At 62.8% G+C, this 17,228-nt stretch carries 22 protein-coding genes; 10 read left to right on the top strand and 12 right to left on the bottom strand.

Going from position 1 to position 17,228, the window contains the following annotated elements; translation table 11 throughout:
* Positions 1 to 2 precede the first annotated feature (2 nt).
* Genes AAC077_RS11910 through AAC077_RS11930 form a run of 5 tightly spaced genes read right to left on the bottom strand, consistent with a single transcriptional unit; the run spans position 3 to position 3,202 of the window.
* Entirely contained in the window at positions 3 to 848 is an 846-nt protein-coding gene (locus tag AAC077_RS11910) for a hypothetical protein (protein WP_339769856.1), read from the bottom strand.
* Positions 841 to 1,716 (bottom strand): PhzF family phenazine biosynthesis protein, encoded by an 876-nt coding sequence (locus tag AAC077_RS11915; protein ID WP_339769858.1) that lies wholly within the window; start codon positions 1,714 to 1,716, stop codon positions 841 to 843. Before AAC077_RS11915 ends, AAC077_RS11910 begins: the two co-directional genes overlap by 8 nt.
* Positions 1,713 to 2,591, bottom strand: coding sequence for a hypothetical protein (locus AAC077_RS11920; protein ID WP_339769860.1), 879 nt, complete (start codon positions 2,589 to 2,591; stop codon positions 1,713 to 1,715). Before AAC077_RS11920 ends, AAC077_RS11915 begins: the two co-directional genes overlap by 4 nt.
* Positions 2,563 to 2,784 (bottom strand): DUF1150 family protein, encoded by a 222-nt coding sequence (locus AAC077_RS11925; RefSeq protein WP_339769862.1) that lies wholly within the window; start codon positions 2,782 to 2,784, stop codon positions 2,563 to 2,565. The genes AAC077_RS11920 and AAC077_RS11925 overlap by 29 nt, the downstream gene beginning before the upstream one ends.
* Positions 2,785 to 2,788: 4 nt before the next feature.
* Positions 2,789 to 3,202 (bottom strand): Hsp20 family protein, encoded by a 414-nt coding sequence (locus tag AAC077_RS11930; protein WP_339769864.1) that lies wholly within the window; start codon positions 3,200 to 3,202, stop codon positions 2,789 to 2,791.
* A gap of 242 nt (positions 3,203 to 3,444) precedes the next feature.
* Between AAC077_RS11930 and AAC077_RS11935 the strand changes: the two genes are divergently transcribed.
* From AAC077_RS11935 to AAC077_RS11945, 3 genes are all read left to right on the top strand, one after another.
* The gene (locus tag AAC077_RS11935; protein ID WP_339769865.1) at positions 3,445 to 3,669 is read left to right on the top strand and encodes a DUF465 domain-containing protein; all 225 of its coding nucleotides are present in this window, start codon (positions 3,445 to 3,447) and stop codon (positions 3,667 to 3,669) included.
* A gap of 65 nt (positions 3,670 to 3,734) precedes the next feature.
* Positions 3,735 to 4,229 carry a 5-(carboxyamino)imidazole ribonucleotide mutase gene (purE, locus tag AAC077_RS11940; RefSeq protein WP_339769867.1) on the top strand — a complete coding sequence of 165 codons (495 nt, stop codon included), beginning with the start codon at positions 3,735 to 3,737 and terminating at the stop codon, positions 4,227 to 4,229.
* The gene (locus tag AAC077_RS11945; protein WP_339769869.1) at positions 4,222 to 5,289 is read left to right on the top strand and encodes a 5-(carboxyamino)imidazole ribonucleotide synthase; all 1,068 of its coding nucleotides are present in this window, start codon (positions 4,222 to 4,224) and stop codon (positions 5,287 to 5,289) included. Before purE ends, AAC077_RS11945 begins: the two co-directional genes overlap by 8 nt.
* A 67-nt stretch (positions 5,290 to 5,356) precedes the next feature.
* On the opposite strand, the gene AAC077_RS11950 is transcribed toward AAC077_RS11945, so the two are convergent.
* Complete coding sequence (locus AAC077_RS11950) at positions 5,357 to 6,496, bottom strand: alpha-D-ribose 1-methylphosphonate 5-triphosphate diphosphatase (RefSeq protein WP_339769870.1); 1,140 nt, start codon at positions 6,494 to 6,496, stop codon at positions 5,357 to 5,359.
* The gene (locus AAC077_RS11955; RefSeq protein WP_339769872.1) at positions 6,483 to 7,268 is read right to left on the bottom strand and encodes an alpha/beta fold hydrolase; all 786 of its coding nucleotides are present in this window, start codon (positions 7,266 to 7,268) and stop codon (positions 6,483 to 6,485) included. Before AAC077_RS11955 ends, AAC077_RS11950 begins: the two co-directional genes overlap by 14 nt.
* A gap of 82 nt (positions 7,269 to 7,350) precedes the next feature.
* Here AAC077_RS11955 and AAC077_RS11960 point away from each other — a divergent pair, with 82 nt between their 5' ends.
* Entirely contained in the window at positions 7,351 to 7,806 is a 456-nt protein-coding gene (locus AAC077_RS11960) for an NUDIX domain-containing protein (RefSeq protein WP_339769874.1), read from the top strand.
* Here the strand turns inward: AAC077_RS11960 and AAC077_RS11965 are convergent.
* The 4 genes from AAC077_RS11965 to AAC077_RS11980 all read right to left on the bottom strand — a co-directional run bounded on the left by AAC077_RS11965 (position 7,772) and on the right by AAC077_RS11980 (position 11,201).
* Entirely contained in the window at positions 7,772 to 8,626 is an 855-nt protein-coding gene (locus tag AAC077_RS11965; RefSeq protein ID WP_339769876.1) for a DMT family transporter, read from the bottom strand. The genes AAC077_RS11960 and AAC077_RS11965 overlap by 35 nt on opposite strands.
* Positions 8,627 to 8,630: 4 nt before the next feature.
* Complete coding sequence (locus AAC077_RS11970; RefSeq protein WP_339769878.1) at positions 8,631 to 9,122, bottom strand: N-acetyltransferase; 492 nt, start codon at positions 9,120 to 9,122, stop codon at positions 8,631 to 8,633.
* Positions 9,123 to 9,211: 89 nt separating this feature from the next.
* On the bottom strand, positions 9,212 to 10,858 hold the full coding sequence (groL, locus tag AAC077_RS11975; RefSeq protein WP_339769880.1) for a chaperonin GroEL: 1,647 nt from the start codon (positions 10,856 to 10,858) through the stop codon (positions 9,212 to 9,214).
* 55 nt (positions 10,859 to 10,913) lie between these two features.
* Entirely contained in the window at positions 10,914 to 11,201 is a 288-nt protein-coding gene (locus AAC077_RS11980) for a co-chaperone GroES (protein WP_028958561.1), read from the bottom strand.
* A gap of 225 nt (positions 11,202 to 11,426) precedes the next feature.
* Between AAC077_RS11980 and AAC077_RS11985 the strand changes: the two genes are divergently transcribed.
* On the top strand, positions 11,427 to 12,410 hold the full coding sequence (locus tag AAC077_RS11985; RefSeq protein ID WP_339769884.1) for a TraB/GumN family protein: 984 nt from the start codon (positions 11,427 to 11,429) through the stop codon (positions 12,408 to 12,410).
* Here the strand turns inward: AAC077_RS11985 and AAC077_RS11990 are convergent.
* Complete coding sequence (locus tag AAC077_RS11990; protein WP_339769886.1) at positions 12,407 to 13,084, bottom strand: DUF2161 domain-containing phosphodiesterase; 678 nt, start codon at positions 13,082 to 13,084, stop codon at positions 12,407 to 12,409. The genes AAC077_RS11985 and AAC077_RS11990 overlap by 4 nt on opposite strands.
* 53 nt (positions 13,085 to 13,137) lie before the next feature.
* On the opposite strand from AAC077_RS11990, the gene AAC077_RS11995 reads away from it, so the two are divergent.
* From AAC077_RS11995 to AAC077_RS12015, 5 genes are all read left to right on the top strand, one after another.
* Positions 13,138 to 13,491: an MmcQ/YjbR family DNA-binding protein gene (locus AAC077_RS11995; RefSeq protein WP_339769888.1), complete on the top strand. Its 354-nt coding sequence runs from the start codon at positions 13,138 to 13,140 to the stop codon at positions 13,489 to 13,491.
* 187 nt (positions 13,492 to 13,678) lie between these two features.
* Positions 13,679 to 14,599, top strand: coding sequence for a manganese-dependent inorganic pyrophosphatase (locus AAC077_RS12000; RefSeq protein ID WP_339769890.1), 921 nt, complete (start codon positions 13,679 to 13,681; stop codon positions 14,597 to 14,599).
* Positions 14,600 to 14,804: 205 nt separating this feature from the next.
* Positions 14,805 to 15,677, top strand: a complete 873-nt coding sequence (locus AAC077_RS12005) for a TIGR01459 family HAD-type hydrolase (protein WP_339769892.1) — start codon at positions 14,805 to 14,807, stop codon at positions 15,675 to 15,677.
* An 88-nt stretch (positions 15,678 to 15,765) separates the two neighbouring features.
* Positions 15,766 to 16,209, top strand: coding sequence for a MaoC family dehydratase (locus tag AAC077_RS12010; RefSeq protein WP_028958567.1), 444 nt, complete (start codon positions 15,766 to 15,768; stop codon positions 16,207 to 16,209).
* 83 nt (positions 16,210 to 16,292) lie between these two features.
* Positions 16,293 to 17,225, top strand: coding sequence for a bifunctional riboflavin kinase/FAD synthetase (locus AAC077_RS12015; RefSeq protein ID WP_339769895.1), 933 nt, complete (start codon positions 16,293 to 16,295; stop codon positions 17,223 to 17,225).
* Positions 17,226 to 17,228 lie beyond the last annotated feature (3 nt).

Genomic DNA, 17,228 nt, shown 5'->3' on the forward strand with positions numbered 1-17,228 from the left:
CGCTATTCGGCGTCGCGCAGCATCTGCGCAGCGGCCACTTCGTAATCTGCCCACCGCGTCGCCTGCGATTTGGCCCGCAGCAACGCAGGTCGCATGGCGTCGTACAGATCCGCGTCCGCCTTCGCGATGGCGGCCAGTATCTCGTCCTGCGTGGTGCACACAATCATGCCATCGGGATCGAAATAGTCCGCGACATCCGGCGCGCCCCAATAGATCGGCACTGTTTCGCACAGCAACGCATCGACCAGCTTTTCGCTGAAATATCCTTGCGCGCGGATATTCTCGATCACCACCGAAAAGCGGAACGGTGCCAGACCTTCGTGCTTGTGTTCAAACGGCGCATAGCCGCGGCCCATCAGCGTCACACCGTCGGTCGCCTCGGCCACCGCATGACGCAGCTTGTGCCCCTCCAGATCGCGCCGGTTCGACGCGATCAACGACACGTCCTCGGTCTTGGACAGGTCCAGCGTGTCCCAGTCCGGCACCCACGTACGCGCCGCCGCCAGAAACCGCGCGTTGGGTGCCGCGTGCAACAGGGTGGCGTCATGTGTGAAAATCCGGTGATAGCGCCGGTGCGTCCAGCGCAACAGCCGCAGGTGGCGGGCATGAATGGCGCGCGGTTCAACCACCATGACGCTGACTTGGGCAGACACGCCAAAGGGACGCAGGTGCATCGACGTCTTGGGATAGACCAGCAGATGGTCATCCGGCCCAAGATCAGCCACCGTGCCACTGCTGAACGCGGCAGGGCGTCCCACCGGCCAGTGCAGCATGTTCAACGGCAGATCGGCCACCCGTTTGCCAATGCCGTTGCCATAGGGCAAAACTGCGATTGCGGCTTCAGCCATGCGGCAGGTTCGCTGTGCCCGACATCAGGACAAAGCCGTCGCCCGCCACCTCGACCCCGGTGATCGCATCACGCGGCCCCAGCACGCGCACTTGCGCCTGTCCGGGGCGGCCCAGCCCGTGCCCTTGTTCGGCGGTGAACTCTGGCGCATCAATCAGGCCCTGCGCCCATAGATAGGATGCCATCGCCCCGGTAGCCGAGCCTGTGAACGGGTCCTCGGGCGGGCTGGGCGGGGCCAGCAGCAATCGCGCGGCGGTGTCACCTGCGTCAGTAAACCCTTCCAGCGCACACCAGAACGGTTCCATCATATCCGTACCGCTGCCCATCTCGACCGACAGATCGGCCAGCGCCTTGGGGTTGAAAGACAGCCGCTCTAGCGTGGCGCGGTCCTTCAGAACCGTGATGACAAAGGGCAGGCCCGTGCTGACCAGTTGCGGCGGGCTGATAATGTCATCTGCCGTCACACCGCCCACCGCCGCCACCAGCGCCGTATCAACCTGCGCGCCGAACTGCGGCGCGATCTGTGTCATCGTGACCCGGCTGCCCTGCACCGTCACCGGCACCAACCCCGCGCCGGTTTCCAGCACAAGCGGCCCGTCCCCGATCAGCCCGCGCGCGCGCATCGCGGCCACCGTGGCAATTGTCGGATGACCCGCAAAGGGTATCTCGCGGCTGGCCAGAAAATAGCGCACCCGCACATCTGCCACATCCGAGGGGCCGGTGAATGTGCATTCGACCAAAGATGTCTCGCGCACATAAGCCATGCAAATATCATCGCTCAGCTCTGCGCCCTGATGCACCACGGCACAGCCGTTGCCTCCGAACGCGCGGTCGCAGAACGCATCCACCCAGTCAAAATCAAACGTCATGGCACCCCCACATAGGCCTTGGCCGCCCCGAAATCACGGCGCACCGCCTCGAACTCGGCTTCGAATCCGACCATAGTTGTCCCGAACGCCGCAAGAAAGGCCGCATCCTGATCCTTTGTCTCGCCAAGTTGGGCAAAATAGTCCAGCAGCGCCTGCGGCCCGTATCGCCCCGCCAACAGGAACGCCGCAAACCGCGCGACGCCGTAGGCCTGCCCGTCGCCCAGCGCGCCGGTGGCCCGCATCTGGTCCAGCGTCAGACGCGACCGCCGGGCCGAGGATTGCAGGTTGAACAGGGCCACCCCGTCCACCGCAACCCCGCCGGTGCGAAAGTGGTCTTCGAACACCTCTGCCGTGCCTTCAACCAGCCACGCAGGCCCCATCAGCCAGTCGTCGCCCAGACGTCGCGCGGGACGGTCCCGCGCCAGATCATATTGCAATTGATGGACATATTCATGCGCCAGAACCGCCCCGGCTGACACGCGCAAGACCTGACTGGCATCCTCCCCCGCGACGGGCGCAGGCCAGCACAACGCGATAAACGTGCGGTTGGCGGCACCGCCCACGCGGGTTTCAGGGCAAATCCGCCCGCCGTCCAGCGCCCTGCGACGCACGCGCCATCCGCCTGCCCTTTGCGCGGCCTGAACCTGCGCCAACAAGGTCGCAGCGTCGCCCGCCCCCACCAGCGCAAACCGCGAGGTCACCTCAACACCAAATGTTGTCAGAAAATACCGACGCACCTGCGTCTCTATCTGGCGCAACACCGCGCGCTCTTGCGCCGTGGTTGCGTGAACCGGCACATCGGCCCACAGGCTGCCGGCCCACAGGGCCAGCAGCAACGTTACGTATTCAGTGCACCGCTTGGGGTGCCAGATCATTCTGCCGCGCCAGCACAAAGGCCATCTTGCGATCAGCGACAAGCGCAATCTGCGTGCCCTGTGCATCGTGCACGGCGTAAAGATGCTCAAGCCCTTCGGCCTGCTCCTGCACCTCTTCTGGCAGGTCGCTTACATCAATCGTTTTGACGTAGACGATGTTGCTTTTGGGGTCTGTTTCAAATGGCGTTTCCATGTGGTTACCCTTTCCGAATGCGGATGGTCTGGACGACTGTTTCGGGTTTCGCCCGCGTCAGATCGACATGCAGCAGACCGTTTTCGATGATCGCCTCTCCTACCTCAACGCTGTCAGCCAGCACAAAGGTCCGTTGGAATTGTCGCGCGGCGATGCCACGGTGCAAAAACACCCGGCCCTCGTCGTCGTCGGATTGTCGCCCGCGGATCACCAACGTGCGATCCTCGACCGTGATTTGCAGGTCTTCCTCGGCAAAACCGGCCACCGCCAGCGTGATGCGATAGGAAAAATCGGAAGTTTGTTCGATATTGAAAGGCGGGTAGCCTTCGTTGCCGGATTTCGCCGTGCGTTCCAGCAGGCGCTCCAGTTGCTCAAACCCCAGCATATGCGGATGCGAGCCTAGCGTCATTTTCGTCATTGCGACACGTCCTTATCAGATCAAGCGACAGTCAGATGCGGCCCCGTTTGGCAACCGCCTGTTCAGAATATGGGAAGATTCCCGCCCCCAGACAAGAGGCCGGACAACTCCAAGGCCCCCGCATTGTCAAAAAAGCGACAATTCAAGCCACCCAATCGCGGCATTTGCAACGCCAAGACACTATGCGCAGCGGGCGTCATCGCCTATGTATACAACTCCTCAAGATCCGGGAATCACAGTCCATGAATGCGCCCTCTGACCTTTCGATGAAGAACGACGACGTGCTGCGCGTCGAACTGGAAGTGTTCCGGCGCGAACATCGTGATCTGGACGAGGCGATTTCCGCCATGACGCAGCGCGCCACATCCGACCCGCTGACCCTGCAACGGCTGAAAAAGCGCAAATTGCGCCTGAAAGACCTGATTTCCACAATCGAAGACCGTCTGACCCCCGACATCATCGCCTGAGCCTTGCTCCGCCGCGTCATGTCCGTATAACTCCCCGACAAAACAGCAATACACGAGGGCGCAGGATGACAGACCAATCCCCCAAAGTCGGCATTATCATGGGCAGCCAGTCCGACTGGCCCACCATGCGCGAAGCCGCGCAAATGCTGGAGGATCTGGGCGTGGCGTTTGAAACCCGCATCGTGTCCGCCCATCGCACCCCCGACCGGCTGTGGGACTATGGCAAGACGGCTGTGGATCGCGGTTTGCAGGTGATCATCGCGGGCGCAGGGGGTGCTGCGCATTTGCCCGGTATGATGGCCTCGAAAACCCGCGTGCCGGTGATCGGCGTGCCGGTGCTGACCAAGGCACTGTCGGGTGTCGATTCGCTTTATTCCATCCTGCAAATGCCGCGCGGCTTTCCCGTGGCCACCATGGCCATCGGTGCCGCAGGGGCTGCCAACGCGGGCCTGATGGCGGCGGGTATCCTTGCCTTGAACGACCCTGCCCTGGCACAGCGTCTGGACCAATGGCGCGCCGACCTGTCTGCCTCGATCCCGGAAGAGCCCAGCGATGATTAACCCACTTCCTACCGGCGCCACCATCGGCATTCTCGGCGGTGGCCAGTTGGGCCGTATGTTGTCGGTTGCCGCCGCCCGTCTGGGCTTTAAAACCCACATTTATGAACCCGGCGCCAACCCGCCCGCCGCCGATGTGGCCCACGCCTGCACCACGGCGGCCTATGACGACACCGCCGCCCTGACCGCCTTTGCGCAGTCGGTCGATGTTATCACCTATGAATTCGAAAACATCCCGACCGAAGCACTCGACATCCTCGAGGCGATCAAACCGATCCATCCCAACCGCGAGGCATTGCGGATCAGTCAGGACCGCCTGACCGAAAAGGATTTCCTGAAAGGTCTGGGCCTGAACACAGCGCCCTACGCCGACATCCCCGACGCCGCGGCACTGGACGCCGCCCTTGGCACCATCGGCACGCCGTCGATCCTGAAAACCCGGCGTTTCGGCTATGACGGCAAGGGACAGGCCCGCCTGAAATCCGACGCCGACGCGGCCCAGGCCATCGCCGACATGGCCGGTGCCCCCGCCCTGCTGGAAGGGTTCGTTGACTTCACCATCGAGGTGTCCGTCATCGCCGCCCGCAGCGCTTCGGGCGATGTCGCCTGCTACGACCCCGGCGAAAACGTGCATCGCGACGGCATCCTGCACACCACCACCGTCCCGGCGGCGCTGCCCGCCAGCGCGCGCACCGATGCTGTGCTGCTGGCTGCACGTATCCTGAACGCGCTGGATTACGTGGGCGTTATGGGGGTCGAGCTGTTCGTCACGCCCACCGGCCTGATCGTCAACGAAATCGCCCCGCGCGTGCACAATTCAGGCCACTGGACCCAGAACGGCTGTGCCGTGGACCAGTTCGAACAGCACATCCGCGCCGTCGCCGGCTGGCCCCTGGGCGACGGCCAGCGCCACAGCGACGTGGTGATGGAAAACCTGATCGGCCACGACATGGACCGCGTCCCCGAACTGGCCGCCGCCGCCGACACCGCACTGCATCTTTATGGCAAGGCCGACACCAAACCGGGCCGCAAAATGGGCCACGTCAACCGCATCACGCGCTGACTGCTTTCTTTTGGCTTAAAAAATCCCCCCCGGAGGGCCGCTGTCATCCCGGCGCCCCCGTTCGGGATCACGCCACCAACCGCGCCGCAAGATCACCCGACAGACAGCTGACGCGCCCGCCGCTGACCGTCATCGCCACGCGGTCAGCGCCGTCCAGCACCACCAGATCGGCCCGCTTGCCTGCCTGCAACACACCCCGATCGTCCAGCCCCAGCGCCCGCGCCGGCCCCGCCGACACCAGCGACCAGGCCGTAGCAAAATCCATCACCCCCGACCGCGCCAGCATCAAAGCCGCGCGGCGCGGGCTGGGATAGTGGTAATCCGACGCCACCGCATCAGCCATGCCCATCGACACCACGTCCAGCGCCGACACATTGCCCTTGTGCGATCCGCCCCGCACCAGATTGGGCGCGCCCAGAATAACCACATCCCCCGCCGCATGCGCCGCCTCGGCGGCCTCCAGCGTTTCGGGGAATTCCGACACCTTCACCCCGCGTGCCCGCCATGCGGCGCGGGCCGCGGCGGTCTGGTCGTCGTGGCTGCCCATTTGCACGCCCATGTCCGACAGTTCAGCGCACAGCGCATCCAAAGCGGCAGGCACCTCGGCGCGCCGCGCGTGCAGGTCCAGCAGCATCTGGAAATGAACCTCGGGATTGCGCTGCGCCTTCAGCGCCTGCCCCACCAGACGCGGCGGCTTGCGCCCCTCGGCCAGACGCGCGTGCGGCAGGTGATCGTTGAACACCACATAGGACACGCCCCAATTGGCAATCCGTGCAGGCAGGCCTGCGTAGTCGTCCAGCAGATGCGTCTCGAACCGCAGCTGCGGGCGCAGGTCGGTGACCAGCCCGCCCGCCGTGTCGCGGATCGCCGTGAACACCTGATCGGCGAATTCCATCCCGCGCAGGCCGCCTTCCCAGCTTACGAATTGCGCCAGAACGCCGGTGGTGATGCCATTGGCGGCCAGCTCTGCCTCGGCGGCGATCAGCCCTTCGGCCATCTGCTTCATCGCGCCGCGACGCGGCGCCAGATGCCGCTCGAACCCGTCGCCGTGCACATCGACGATACCGGGCAGCACGCGAAACCCGCTCAGGTCGACAGACCGGCCAACGGGCGCATCCGCAATCAGCCCCTCGGCCAAGCTTAGCCCGTCGCGGTGAAAGCCTTGCGGGCCCAAAACCTCGGCCCCCGTAATATCAATTGTCAGCATTGCGCTTTGATCCCCAGAACCCGCCGCGCGCCACGCAATCGCCGCTGGGGCAATCCAACTGTTCCAGCACCGCATCCAGCCACGAGATACTGTCCTCGAACGTGCCGGTGCGCAGGAAATGCACGGTCTGCGAGATCACGCGCGGGTTGTTCATGATAAATGTGTGGGTGACCGGCAACACGACATGCGCCGTCATGCCCTGAACGCGGGTCGATGCCACGCTGACCTTGCCATCATCCGGCCCCGGCAACAGGGTCGAGAAATAGGCGTTCAGCGACTGGTCCCCCGCGATCACCCCCAGCGGAAAGTCCACAGGCGGCAGGCTGCGCGGCAGGCTGTCGGGGCCGGTGCCCATCTGCGCCCCCGCCGGTCCGTTCATCCACTCGAACGCCGCCAGGTCGCCCAGCTTGTCCACGACTTCGCTGCCCTGGTTGGGTGGGGCCAGCATGACCACCCGGCCCAGGTTCGGCAGATCGTGATCACGCAGCCATTCGCGCACCAGTATCCCGCCCATCGAATGGGTGACAAAGTCGACGGTCTGGTCGCCACATTCCTCCAGCGCGGCAGGCATCACACCTTCGGACAACGACCCGACGCGCGCCTGCGTCGACGGATAGCCCGGGCGCACAACCTGAAACCCGTCCGCCTCCAGCGCCGCTTCCATCAGGGCAAACGACGTCTCGGTGCGTGCCAGCCCGTGCAACAAGATCACGCAATCCGCCCGCGCGGGCGCGGACAGCAGCAACAGCAACAGCAAGGGCAGGATCGACATGCAAACTCTCATGCAGTGTGAGATAGTGCCAATGCGCGCGTTATGGAATGGCCCATAGCCGTTTGTTCACGGAAACCTGCTTATGTCCAATCCGCGCCCACCCCGCATCGCCGCCCGCGCGGTGATCGTCCATGACGGGCGGTTGTTGCTGGTCAACGCCTTTGCCGGCAACCGCAGCCCGCTGATGTGCGCCCCCGGCGGCGGGGTCGAGGCGCATAGCAGCCTGCCCGCCAATCTGGCCCGCGAGGTGCACGAGGAAACCGGCCTGCGCGTGACCGTGGGCGCGCCTTGTCTGGTCAACGAATTCCACGACCGCAACCGCGACTTTCATCAGGTCGAGGTGTTCTTTCGCTGCACGCTGGACGGCAGCGCCGACACCCCCGACAGTTGGAAAGACCCCGAAGCGGTGGTGACCAAACGCCGCTGGGTGACGCAGGCGGAACTGGCGCAGGTGCCGCACAAACCCTCAAGCCTCGGGACCGTGGCCTTTGGGCGGGACGGGATCAGCTATGATCCGCTGGAACCCTTGGTGTGGTGACCGCCCAGCCGATACCGCCCAGCACCATCACGGCGGCAATCCCCAGCACCACGCTGACGGGTTCGCCCAGAAACAAGACGCCCGCGACAATCGCAATCACAGGCACGCTCAGCTGCACCACCGCCGCCGTGGCCTGCGCCAGCCGCGGCAGCACCGCATACCACAGCGCATAGCCCAGCCCCGAGGTCACAGCCCCCGACACCACCGCCAGACCGATACCAAAGGCGCCCGCGTGCATCTCCGGTCCGATCAGGAACAGCGCCAGCACCGGCAGGCACAGCAAGAAATTCGCCGCCGTCGCAGGCAGCGGATCAGGTTCGGTGCGGCCGGAAATCGTGTAGGCCGCCCAGCCCAGCCCGGCCATCACCATCATCACCGCCCCCACCGGATCGGTGTGATTGCCCGGCCCGGACCCCGGCCACAGCACCAGCAACAATCCGGCAAAGGCCACGCCCGCACCCGCCATCTGCCGCAGCGACGGGGCCGCGCCACGCAACGCGGCCCAGCCAAACATCGTGATCTGCACCACACCAAACAGGATCAGCGCGCCCACGCCTGCATCCAGCACCACGTAAGACAGCGAAAACCCCGCCATATAAGCGGCCAGCGAAACCGCCCCCACCACCCGCGCGCGCCGGAACAACGGCAGCGGCGTGCCCCGCACACTCAGCACCATGCACAGGGTCACAATTCCGGCCACCACCCGGATCAACGCAAAGCTGGCAGGATCAATGCTGCCGCTGCCAACGGCGGCACGGTTCAACACGGAATTGGCGGCAAAGGCCACCATCGTCAGCGCGGTCAAAAGGAAAAGCTTCATAAACTCAGCCCGACGTTGCAAAGGCTTTGGGATACTGCAACGCAGACACCGGCACATCCGTCCCCGGCCCCGCGATCATCGTATGCGCCAGCGGATAGGGCGATGTCAGTCCCTGCGCCCGCGCCTGCGAGAATCCGGCACGTTCATAAAATGCCACCTGCCCCAGCACCACAACATAGGTCTGGCTCAGCCGCGCCCATTCGCTCAACATGCCCATCATCCGCCGCCCGAGCCCGCGGCCTTGACGGTCGGGCGACACGGCAACCGGCGCCAGACACAGCCAGCCCTTGGGCGCGACCATATGGGACAGCGCGTAATAGCCCGCGATCCGCCCGTCCCAGGTGGCCACGCTTTCCCCTGCCATCGCGCCGGTCTTGCGCAGCGCGCGCACCAATTCAGCCTCGGCCGCCCCATCAAAGGCGCTGCGCAACAGCGCCTCCACCTCATCCTCTTCGCCCCGCCGCAATTCGCGGGAAAAATCCGGTCCGATCAGCATAGCATGCCCTCCGTCTGGCACATGAAAAAAGGGGCCGCCCGCAGGCAGCCCCTTCTTATAGATGAAAGCGTTCGGTGAGGAACGGCAGATTACATCATGCCGCCCATGCCGCCCATGCCACCCATATCGGGCATGCCGCCGCCGCCGTTGTCTTTCGACGGCTTGTCGGCAACCATGGCTTCGGTGGTGATCAGCAGTGCTGCAACCGATGCCGCGTCTTGCAGTGCAGTGCGCACCACTTTGGCAGGGTCGATCACGCCGAACTTGAACATGTCGCCATATTCTTCGGTCTGCGCGTTGAAACCGAATGTCAGGTCGCTGCTTTCACGGATCTTGCCCGCAACAACTGCGCCATCAACGCCCGCGTTCTCAGCGATCTGACGCAGCGGTGCTTCGACAGCCTTGCGCACGATGCTGATACCAACGTCCTGGTCGTTGTTGTCGCCTTTGAACCCTTCCAGCACTTTGCCGGCTTGGACCAAAGCAACACCACCACCCACAACGATACCTTCCTGAACAGCGGCGCGTGTCGCGTTCAGAGCATCGTCAACGCGGTCTTTGCGTTCTTTGACTTCGATTTCCGACATGCCGCCCACGCGGATCACGGCAACACCGCCTGCCAGTTTGGCAACGCGTTCTTGCAGCTTTTCACGGTCGTAGTCGGATGTGGTTTCTTCGATCTGGTTACGGATCTGGGCAACGCGTGCTTCGATCTCGGCCTTTTCGCCAGCGCCATCAACGATTGTTGTTTCGTCTTTGGTGATGGTTACTTTCTTGGCGGAACCCAGCATGTCCATTGTAACGGACTCAAGCTTCATGCCCAGATCTTCGGAGATCACTTGACCGCCTGTCAGAACTGCAAGGTCTTGCAGCATCGCTTTGCGGCGATCGCCGAAACCGGGTGCTTTGACCGCAGCAATTTTCAGGCCGCCGCGCAGTTTGTTGACAACCAGTGTCGCCAGCGCTTCGCCTTCAACGTCTTCCGAGATGATCAGCAGCGGTTTTTGCGACTGGATCACTTGCTCCAGCAGCGGAACCATCGGCTGAAGGCTCGACAGTTTTTTCTCGTGCAGCAGGATGATCACGTCTTCCAGCTCGACAGTCATCTTGTCGGCGTTGGTGACGAAATAGGGGCTCAGGTAGCCACGGTCGAACTGCATACCTTCGACAACAACGGTTTCTGTTTCCAGACCCTTGTTTTCTTCGACGGTGATCACACCCTCGTTGCCGACTTTTTGCATCGCGTCAGCAATCTGACGACCGATTTCTTTTTCGCCGTTGGCCGAGATGGTGCCGACCTGGGCAACTTCGTCGCTGTCGGTCACGTCACGTGCCGCGGCGCGGATCGCTTCAACGACTTTGGCGGTTGCCATGTCGATGCCGCGCTTCAGGTCCATCGGGTTCATGCCGGCGGCAACCGATTTCATGCCTTCTTTAACGATGGCTTGGGCCAAAACAGTCGCGGTTGTTGTACCGTCGCCTGCTTCGTCGTTGGTCCGGGAAGCAACTTCCTTGACCATTTGTGCGCCCATGTTTTCGAACTTGTCTTCCAGTTCGATTTCCTTGGCAACCGATACACCGTCCTTGGTGATGCGCGGTGCGCCAAAGGATTTGTCCAGAACAACGTTACGGCCTTTGGGGCCCAGTGTAACCTTGACGGCGTCAGCAAGGATGTTGACACCTTTCAGGATCTTGTTGCGCGCTTCGCTGTCAAATTTGACGTCCTTAGCAGCCATGTATTTTCTCCTTTGAGAATGTGTGGGTCAATGAAGGTCAGAGCAAGCGGGGCGCTTACTCGATGATCCCCATGATGTCCGATTCTTTCATCATCAGCAGTTCTTCGCCTGCGACGGTGACTTCGGTGCCCGACCATTTGCCGAACAGAATTTTGTCGCCTGGCTTGACGGCCATTTCGATCAGCTCGCCGTTGTCTTTGCGGGCGCCCGCGCCAACCGAAACAACTTCGCCTTCCGAGGGCTTTTCTTTCGCGCTATCGGGAATAATCAACCCGCCAGCAGTTTTCTCTTCGCTTTCCGTGCGGCGAACCAGCACGCGGTCATGAAGCGGTTTCAATGCCATCTTTGCAGCTCCTTAAGGCTCAAAGTTACTCCCTTGCAGGGCACCTTGGTACCCCGTGTTAGCACTCAGCTCCTCCGAGTGATAACGACGCATAGCTAGGCATGTGCGGCTGGGCTGTCAACCTTGGAGTTTGCAATTTTTGCGCAGCTTTTCCGGGGTCGCCCCTTTGCCTTTGCCGCACGGGCGCATAGCGTGGCCTGACACTGACCGAAAGGCCCCTGACCGATGCTGCGCACCCTTGTTTTCATGCTCGCCCTGCTGCTGCCACAGATGGCATCTGCCACCTGCAACGGCACCGATCTGCGCGCCCGTCTGACGGCGGATCAGACCACCGAGCTGGACGCGCTGATGCGCGACATGCCCTACCCAGATGGGAACCATTGGGTCGCACACAAGGGGGACCAGACGATTCATCTGATCGGCACGATCCATGTGGCCGATCCCCGCCTGCCAGCGGTGGCCGACGCGCTGGCAGGCGTGATCGCATCCGCCGACACGCTGCTGGTCGAAGCAACCGAAGCTGAAGAGGCCCAACTGAAGAACGCCATGGCCACCCGCCCCGAGCTGATCTCGCTCACATCAGGCCCCACGCTGATCGACATGATGCCACCCGAGGATTGGGACAAGCTGGCCCAAGCAGCGTCCGAACGGGGCATTCCCCCGTTCATGGCTGCAAAATTTCAACCGTGGTATCTGTCGCTGGTGCTGGGAATGCCGCCCTGCGTGCTGACGTCCATGCAAGACGGCGGCGAAGGCCTGGACAAGGCGCTGTTGCACATCGCACAGGATAACGACGTGCCCGCCACGGCGCTGGAACCCTTCGACACACTTTTTGTCCTGATGGGACAGGACTCGCTGGAAAAGCAGGTCGCATTGTTGCGCCTTGGCGTGATGTCCGTACAGCAGTCCGAGGACATGACCGCCACGCTGATCGAGCAGTACTTTGACGAAGATCACGGCGCGATCCTGCCGCTGAACCGCGTGGTGGCCCGCAGTTGGGTGAACCTGCCCGATGCCGAATTCGACGCGCTTTTTGACGATATGCTGGACAAGCTGATCACCCAGCGCAACGCCAACTGGCTGCCCCGGATCACCGCCGCTTCTGGCGTCACCGTCGTCGCCGTCGGCGCGGGCCATCTGGGTGGCACGCACGGCCTGCTGAACCTGCTTGCGAACAATGGTTACACCCTGCGTCGCCAGCCGTTCTAGCGGCCAAGCGCAGCGCCCGCCGCCATCACGGCCTCGGCCCCCTTGGGCGTCAGGCCATAGATGCCCTTGTCCACCTTCTCGAACCAGCCATAATGATCGTCGCGCATCATCGTGGTGGCGCGTGCCACCCCCGTCTCGCGCGCCACATCCGCGCCCTTGCAGGCGCCTGCCTCGTATAAATACAACGCCAGCTTCACCGCATCCTGCCGATAGGCCGTGACCAACCCCACCCGCGTCTGCCCGCCATCGTTCGGATCGCCCTGCCGTCGCGCAAACTCGCGCAGCAACTGGCCCTGACGCTTCTTCGACTTGCGCGGCGCATAAGGCCCCGGATCGCAATGCACCTCGACCAGCCCGTCGCTGATCCGCACCGTCAGCAACCCCAGCCCCAGCCGCCGCGCCAGCGTGACCATCTCTTTCAACGCACGCTGAAACCGCTTCCCCTGTCCGCGCGCGACGGCCATGTAAACGTCATCCGACACCGCCATCCGCGCCACGCACTGATGCACCAGCGTCAGCGAAAACCCCAGCTTCAACTCGACCACCACCGGCGGCTCGCCGCCGCGCACCGCAACCACATCCGCCGCCCCCACCTCGGCCTTTACCACATAGCCCTGCGCCTCAAGAAACGCTTTGACAGGCAAATACAGATCGGTTTCGCGGGCGGTGCTCATGGCGGTCAATTAACACCATTTCCCACCGCGCCCCAAGCCGCTATCGTCCGCACATGACCCGTGATCAGTTCAACGCCCACTGCGCCGCCAAACCCGCCACCACCCACGTGGTGCAATGGGGCAATGCCGACGTCTGGAAGGTCGGCGGCAAGCTTTTTGCCCTCTGCGGCTGGGCCGACGACGCACCCGCCTTCACCTTCAAGGTGACCAACCTTGCCTTTGAAATCCTCAGCGACATGCCCGGCCTGCGCCCCGCCCCCTACCTGGCCTCGCGCGGCATGAAATGGATACAGCACCATGCCGCACCCGGCCTGAACGACGCCGAACTGGCGCAACACATTGACGCCTCTTACGATATGATCGTGGCCAAACTGCCCCGCAAGGCCCGCGCCGAACTGGGCCTGTAACCCCCGCCCCTTCTCTGGTTCAGAAAATCCTGGGGAGCGTGAGGGGCAAAGCCCCTCATCAAAACAAACAGCGTCCGCGCCAGCGGCCCTTATTCCCATATCCCAAACAGCCAAAATACCGCAGGTGACAAGCCGCATCCGCCCGCCTATAAGGCCCGCAAAACCGCACACAAACTCAGGATGTCCCATGACAACGCTCGTATTTGGCCACAAATCCCCCGACACCGACAGCACCGGCAGCCCGATCATCTGGGCGTGGTATCTGAAAACCGTTCACGGCGTGGACGCCAAACCGGTCCTGCTGGGCGAACCCAACACCGAAGCGGCGTTCATGCTGAAACGCTGGAACCTCGACAAGCCCGAGATCGTCAGCACAGTCGCCGACGGCACACCCGTGGTCATCGTCGACACCAACAACCCCGCCGAGCTGCCCGACAACATCAACAATTGCGACATCAAGGCGATCATCGACCACCACAAGCTGGTGGGCGGTCTGGAAACAGCCGGCCCGATCCACATCGTGATGGAGCCGCTGGCCTGCACCGCGACCATCATGTTCAAATCCATCGGCAAGCACATGGCGCAAATGCCCGACGACATCAAAGGCGCGATGCTGTCGTGCATCCTGTCCGACACGCTGGAATTCCGCAGCCCCACCACCACGCAAGAGGACAAGGCGATTGCCTACGATCTGGCCGAACAGCTTGGCATCGACATTCCGTCCTACGCGTCGGAAATGTTCGAAGCCAAATCCGACGTGTCGTCCTTTTCCGACGCGGAACTGCTGCGCATGGACAGCAAGGAATACACCGTCGATGGCAAGGATTTCCGCGTCAGCGTTCTGGAAACCACAGCGCCCAAGATCGTGCTGGACCGCAAGGACAGCCTGATGGCGTCGATGACAGACGTGGCCGCCGAAGACGGCGCCGATCAGGTGCTGCTGTTCGTGGTCGACATCCTGAACGAAGAGGCGACGCTGCTGGTGCCCAACGATCTGGTAAAAACCGTGGCCGAGAAAAGCTTTGGCGTGACCGTGACCGGCGACACCGTGGTCCTGCCCGGCGTGATGAGCCGCAAAAAGCAGATCATCCCCAACCTCAAGGTCTAAGCCACATCCGCGACTTTTGTATCGCGCGACATATATAAGGGGCAGCGCCCCGGATCAGGCGGGCGCTTTGCCCGCCTTTTTCTTTGCCCGTCTTTTTCTTTGCCCGTCTTTCCTAAGACAGACCGGCCCACACCATCCCTGCCCTTGCACCCCGCCTGCGTTTCATACTCTAAGCATGACAACACACCGACCAAAGGACCGCACCATGACCCAGATCATCACCGCCCTTTCCGACGTCTCGGACCGCTACGACGCGCTGTTCGTCGACCTGTGGGGCTGCGTCCACAACGGCGTCACTGCCTTCCCCGACGCGGTGGCCGCCCTGCAAGCCTATCGCAAAACCGGTGGCACCGTGGTTCTGGTCACCAATGCTCCGCGTCCGCGCGCCAGCGTGACAACCCAAATCGCCAAGATGGGCGTGCCAGACGACGCATGGGACACCATTGCCACATCCGGCGATAGCGCCCGCACGGCAATGTACCGCGGCGCTGTTGGGCAAAAGGTGTTCTTCATCGGTGAAAGCCGCGACACCAATTTTTTCGATCCCATCGGCGTGGTTGATGAGCCGGTCGACATCCAGATCGTACCGCTGGAAGAGGCCGAAGGCATCGTCTGCACCGGCCCCTTCGATCCGATGGCAGACATCGACGACCTGCGCCCGCAGCTGCTGTACGCCAAGCAAAAGGGCATGAAACTGCTGTGCGCCAACCCCGACATCGTCGTGGATCGGGGCGATGTGCGCGAATGGTGCGCGGGTGCCGTGGCCAAGCTCTATACAGAAATGGGCGGCGAAAGCCTCTATACCGGCAAGCCGCATCCGCCAATTTACGATCTGGCCCGCCTGCGTCTGGGCGAAATCAACCGCAAGACCGACAGCGGCTCGATTCTGGCGATCGGTGACGGCGTGCTGACCGACATTCAGGGCGCACAGGGCGAGGATATTGATTCCCTGTTCATCTCGGGCGGTCTGGCGGCAGAAGAAACAAAAACCGAAACCCAACCCGATGCCGACGCGCTGCAAACCTATCTGGACCGCGAAATGGTCAACCCCACTTACACAATCGGCTTTTTGCGCTGACAAATTTCCCCTTGGCTTTTCTGCGCGTGCAAAGTAATAAAGTTGCGAACAGCGACGTCATTGCGTCAGAAAATAACCGGAGACGGGAATGTTGGACAACCTGCCACGCGGCACGATCTGCATCGAAGACATCGAAATGGGCATGACCCGTCACCTGCGCAAAGTGGTGACGGACGAGGACATCGAAATGTTCGCCCAGGTCAGCACCGACCGCAATCCGGTCCATCTGGACGACGACTATGCCCGTGACACCATCTTCGAGGGGCGCATCGCCCACGGAATGCTGACCGCCGGCCTGATCTCGGCCGTGATCGGCGAACAACTGCCCGGCCACGGCACCGTCTACATGGGCCAAAGCCTGAAATTCCTGGCCCCCGTACGCCCCGGCGACATGGTCTATGCCGAGGTCAAGGTGATCGACATCGACATCGCCAAACGCCGCGTGAAACTGGATTGCCATTGCAGCGTCGACGGTAAAAAAGTGCTGATCGGCGAGGCATCGGTCCTGGCCCCGTCGCGCAAATTCGACTGACAGCCCGCCGCCCTGCGCCATTTGCGACGCGAAAGGGCGGGACGTGTCTTGCCTCTGCCCATGGGCGCGGCTAGGCATTGGCCATGCGGATCATACGAGATTACCAATTTGTCGAGGCAGCGGATCGCGGAGCCTCTGTTGCCATCGGAAACTTTGACGGTGTGCATCTGGGCCACCGTTCCGTCATCGACCTGGCGCGCACCGCCGTCCCCGATGCCCCCTTGGGCGTGCTGACGTTCGAGCCGCACCCGCGCGAATTCTTCGCCCCCGACGCCCCGCCTTTTCGCCTGATGGGCGCCGAGGCACGGGCGTCCCAGCTTGCCAAGCTGGGGGTAGAGCGTTTGTACCAGATGAACTTCAACGCGCAGCTTGCCGGGCTGACGCCCGAGGCCTTTGCCCGGTCGGTCATTGCCGAGGGTCTGGGCCTGCGCCATGTGGTGGTTGGGGCCGACTTCTGCTTTGGCAAAGGACGCGCAGGCACGGCGAAAGACCTGCAAGCCTTTGGGGCCGAAATGGGCTTTGGCGTGACCATCGCGCCGCTGCTGGAAACCACCGACGCCACCGTATCTTCCACCGCCATCCGCGAGGCACTGACCGACGCCCGCCCCCGCGACGCCGCCGCAATGCTGGGCCACTGGCACCGGATCGAAGGGCCCGTGATCGGCGGCGAACAGCGTGGCCGCGAATTGGGCTATCCCACGGCGAACATGTCCATCGACGGCCTGCACCCGCCCGCCTTCGGCGTCTACGCCGTGCTGGTCGACGTGCTGGAAGGGCCACACAAGGGCCGCTACCAAGGGGCCGCATCGCTGGGCGTGCGACCCATGTTCGGCGAAAACCGCGCCAACCTTGAAACCTTCATCTTCGACTTTTCCGGCGATCTTTACGGCACCCACATTTCGGTCGCGCTGGTGGACCATCTGCGCGGCGAAGAAAAATTCGACAGCCTCGATGCGCTGATCACCCAGATGGACGCCGACTGCACCCGCGCCCGCACCATATTGGACGCCCTATGAGCG

The sequence above is a fragment of the uncultured Pseudosulfitobacter sp. genome, assembly GCF_963976325.1.
In the GTDB taxonomy this organism is placed as follows: Bacteria; Pseudomonadota; Alphaproteobacteria; order Rhodobacterales; family Rhodobacteraceae; genus Pseudosulfitobacter.

Excerpts from the sequence above, each read along its gene's own strand:
- purE (WP_339769867.1), top strand. The coding sequence starts at position 3,735 with ATGACAGACCAATCCCCCAAAGTCGGCATTATCATGGGCAGCCAGTCC.
- AAC077_RS11985 (WP_339769884.1), top strand. The coding sequence starts at position 11,427 with ATGCTGCGCACCCTTGTTTTCATGCTCGCCCTGCTGCTGCCACAGATG.
- AAC077_RS11965 (WP_339769876.1), bottom strand. The coding sequence starts at position 8,626 with ATGAAGCTTTTCCTTTTGACCGCGCTGACGATGGTGGCCTTTGCCGCC.
- AAC077_RS11920 (WP_339769860.1), bottom strand. The coding sequence starts at position 2,591 with ATGATCTGGCACCCCAAGCGGTGCACTGAATACGTAACGTTGCTGCTG.
- groL (WP_339769880.1), bottom strand. The coding sequence starts at position 10,858 with ATGGCTGCTAAGGACGTCAAATTTGACAGCGAAGCGCGCAACAAGATC.
- AAC077_RS11980 (WP_028958561.1), bottom strand. The coding sequence starts at position 11,201 with ATGGCATTGAAACCGCTTCATGACCGCGTGCTGGTTCGCCGCACGGAA.
- AAC077_RS11955 (WP_339769872.1), bottom strand. The coding sequence starts at position 7,268 with ATGTCGATCCTGCCCTTGCTGTTGCTGTTGCTGCTGTCCGCGCCCGCG.
- AAC077_RS11935 (WP_339769865.1), top strand. The coding sequence starts at position 3,445 with ATGAATGCGCCCTCTGACCTTTCGATGAAGAACGACGACGTGCTGCGC.
- AAC077_RS12005 (WP_339769892.1), top strand. The coding sequence starts at position 14,805 with ATGACCCAGATCATCACCGCCCTTTCCGACGTCTCGGACCGCTACGAC.
- AAC077_RS11925 (WP_339769862.1), bottom strand. The coding sequence starts at position 2,784 with ATGGAAACGCCATTTGAAACAGACCCCAAAAGCAACATCGTCTACGTC.
- AAC077_RS12010 (WP_028958567.1), top strand. The coding sequence starts at position 15,766 with ATGTTGGACAACCTGCCACGCGGCACGATCTGCATCGAAGACATCGAA.
- AAC077_RS11950 (WP_339769870.1), bottom strand. The coding sequence starts at position 6,496 with ATGCTGACAATTGATATTACGGGGGCCGAGGTTTTGGGCCCGCAAGGC.
- AAC077_RS12015 (WP_339769895.1), top strand. The coding sequence starts at position 16,293 with ATGCGGATCATACGAGATTACCAATTTGTCGAGGCAGCGGATCGCGGA.
- AAC077_RS11960 (WP_339769874.1), top strand. The coding sequence starts at position 7,351 with ATGTCCAATCCGCGCCCACCCCGCATCGCCGCCCGCGCGGTGATCGTC.
- AAC077_RS11970 (WP_339769878.1), bottom strand. The coding sequence starts at position 9,122 with ATGCTGATCGGACCGGATTTTTCCCGCGAATTGCGGCGGGGCGAAGAG.
- AAC077_RS11990 (WP_339769886.1), bottom strand. The coding sequence starts at position 13,084 with ATGAGCACCGCCCGCGAAACCGATCTGTATTTGCCTGTCAAAGCGTTT.
- AAC077_RS11930 (WP_339769864.1), bottom strand. The coding sequence starts at position 3,202 with ATGACGAAAATGACGCTAGGCTCGCATCCGCATATGCTGGGGTTTGAG.
- AAC077_RS11910 (WP_339769856.1), bottom strand. The coding sequence starts at position 848 with ATGGCTGAAGCCGCAATCGCAGTTTTGCCCTATGGCAACGGCATTGGC.
- AAC077_RS12000 (WP_339769890.1), top strand. The coding sequence starts at position 13,679 with ATGACAACGCTCGTATTTGGCCACAAATCCCCCGACACCGACAGCACC.
- AAC077_RS11945 (WP_339769869.1), top strand. The coding sequence starts at position 4,222 with ATGATTAACCCACTTCCTACCGGCGCCACCATCGGCATTCTCGGCGGT.
- AAC077_RS11995 (WP_339769888.1), top strand. The coding sequence starts at position 13,138 with ATGACCCGTGATCAGTTCAACGCCCACTGCGCCGCCAAACCCGCCACC.
- AAC077_RS11915 (WP_339769858.1), bottom strand. The coding sequence starts at position 1,716 with ATGACGTTTGATTTTGACTGGGTGGATGCGTTCTGCGACCGCGCGTTC.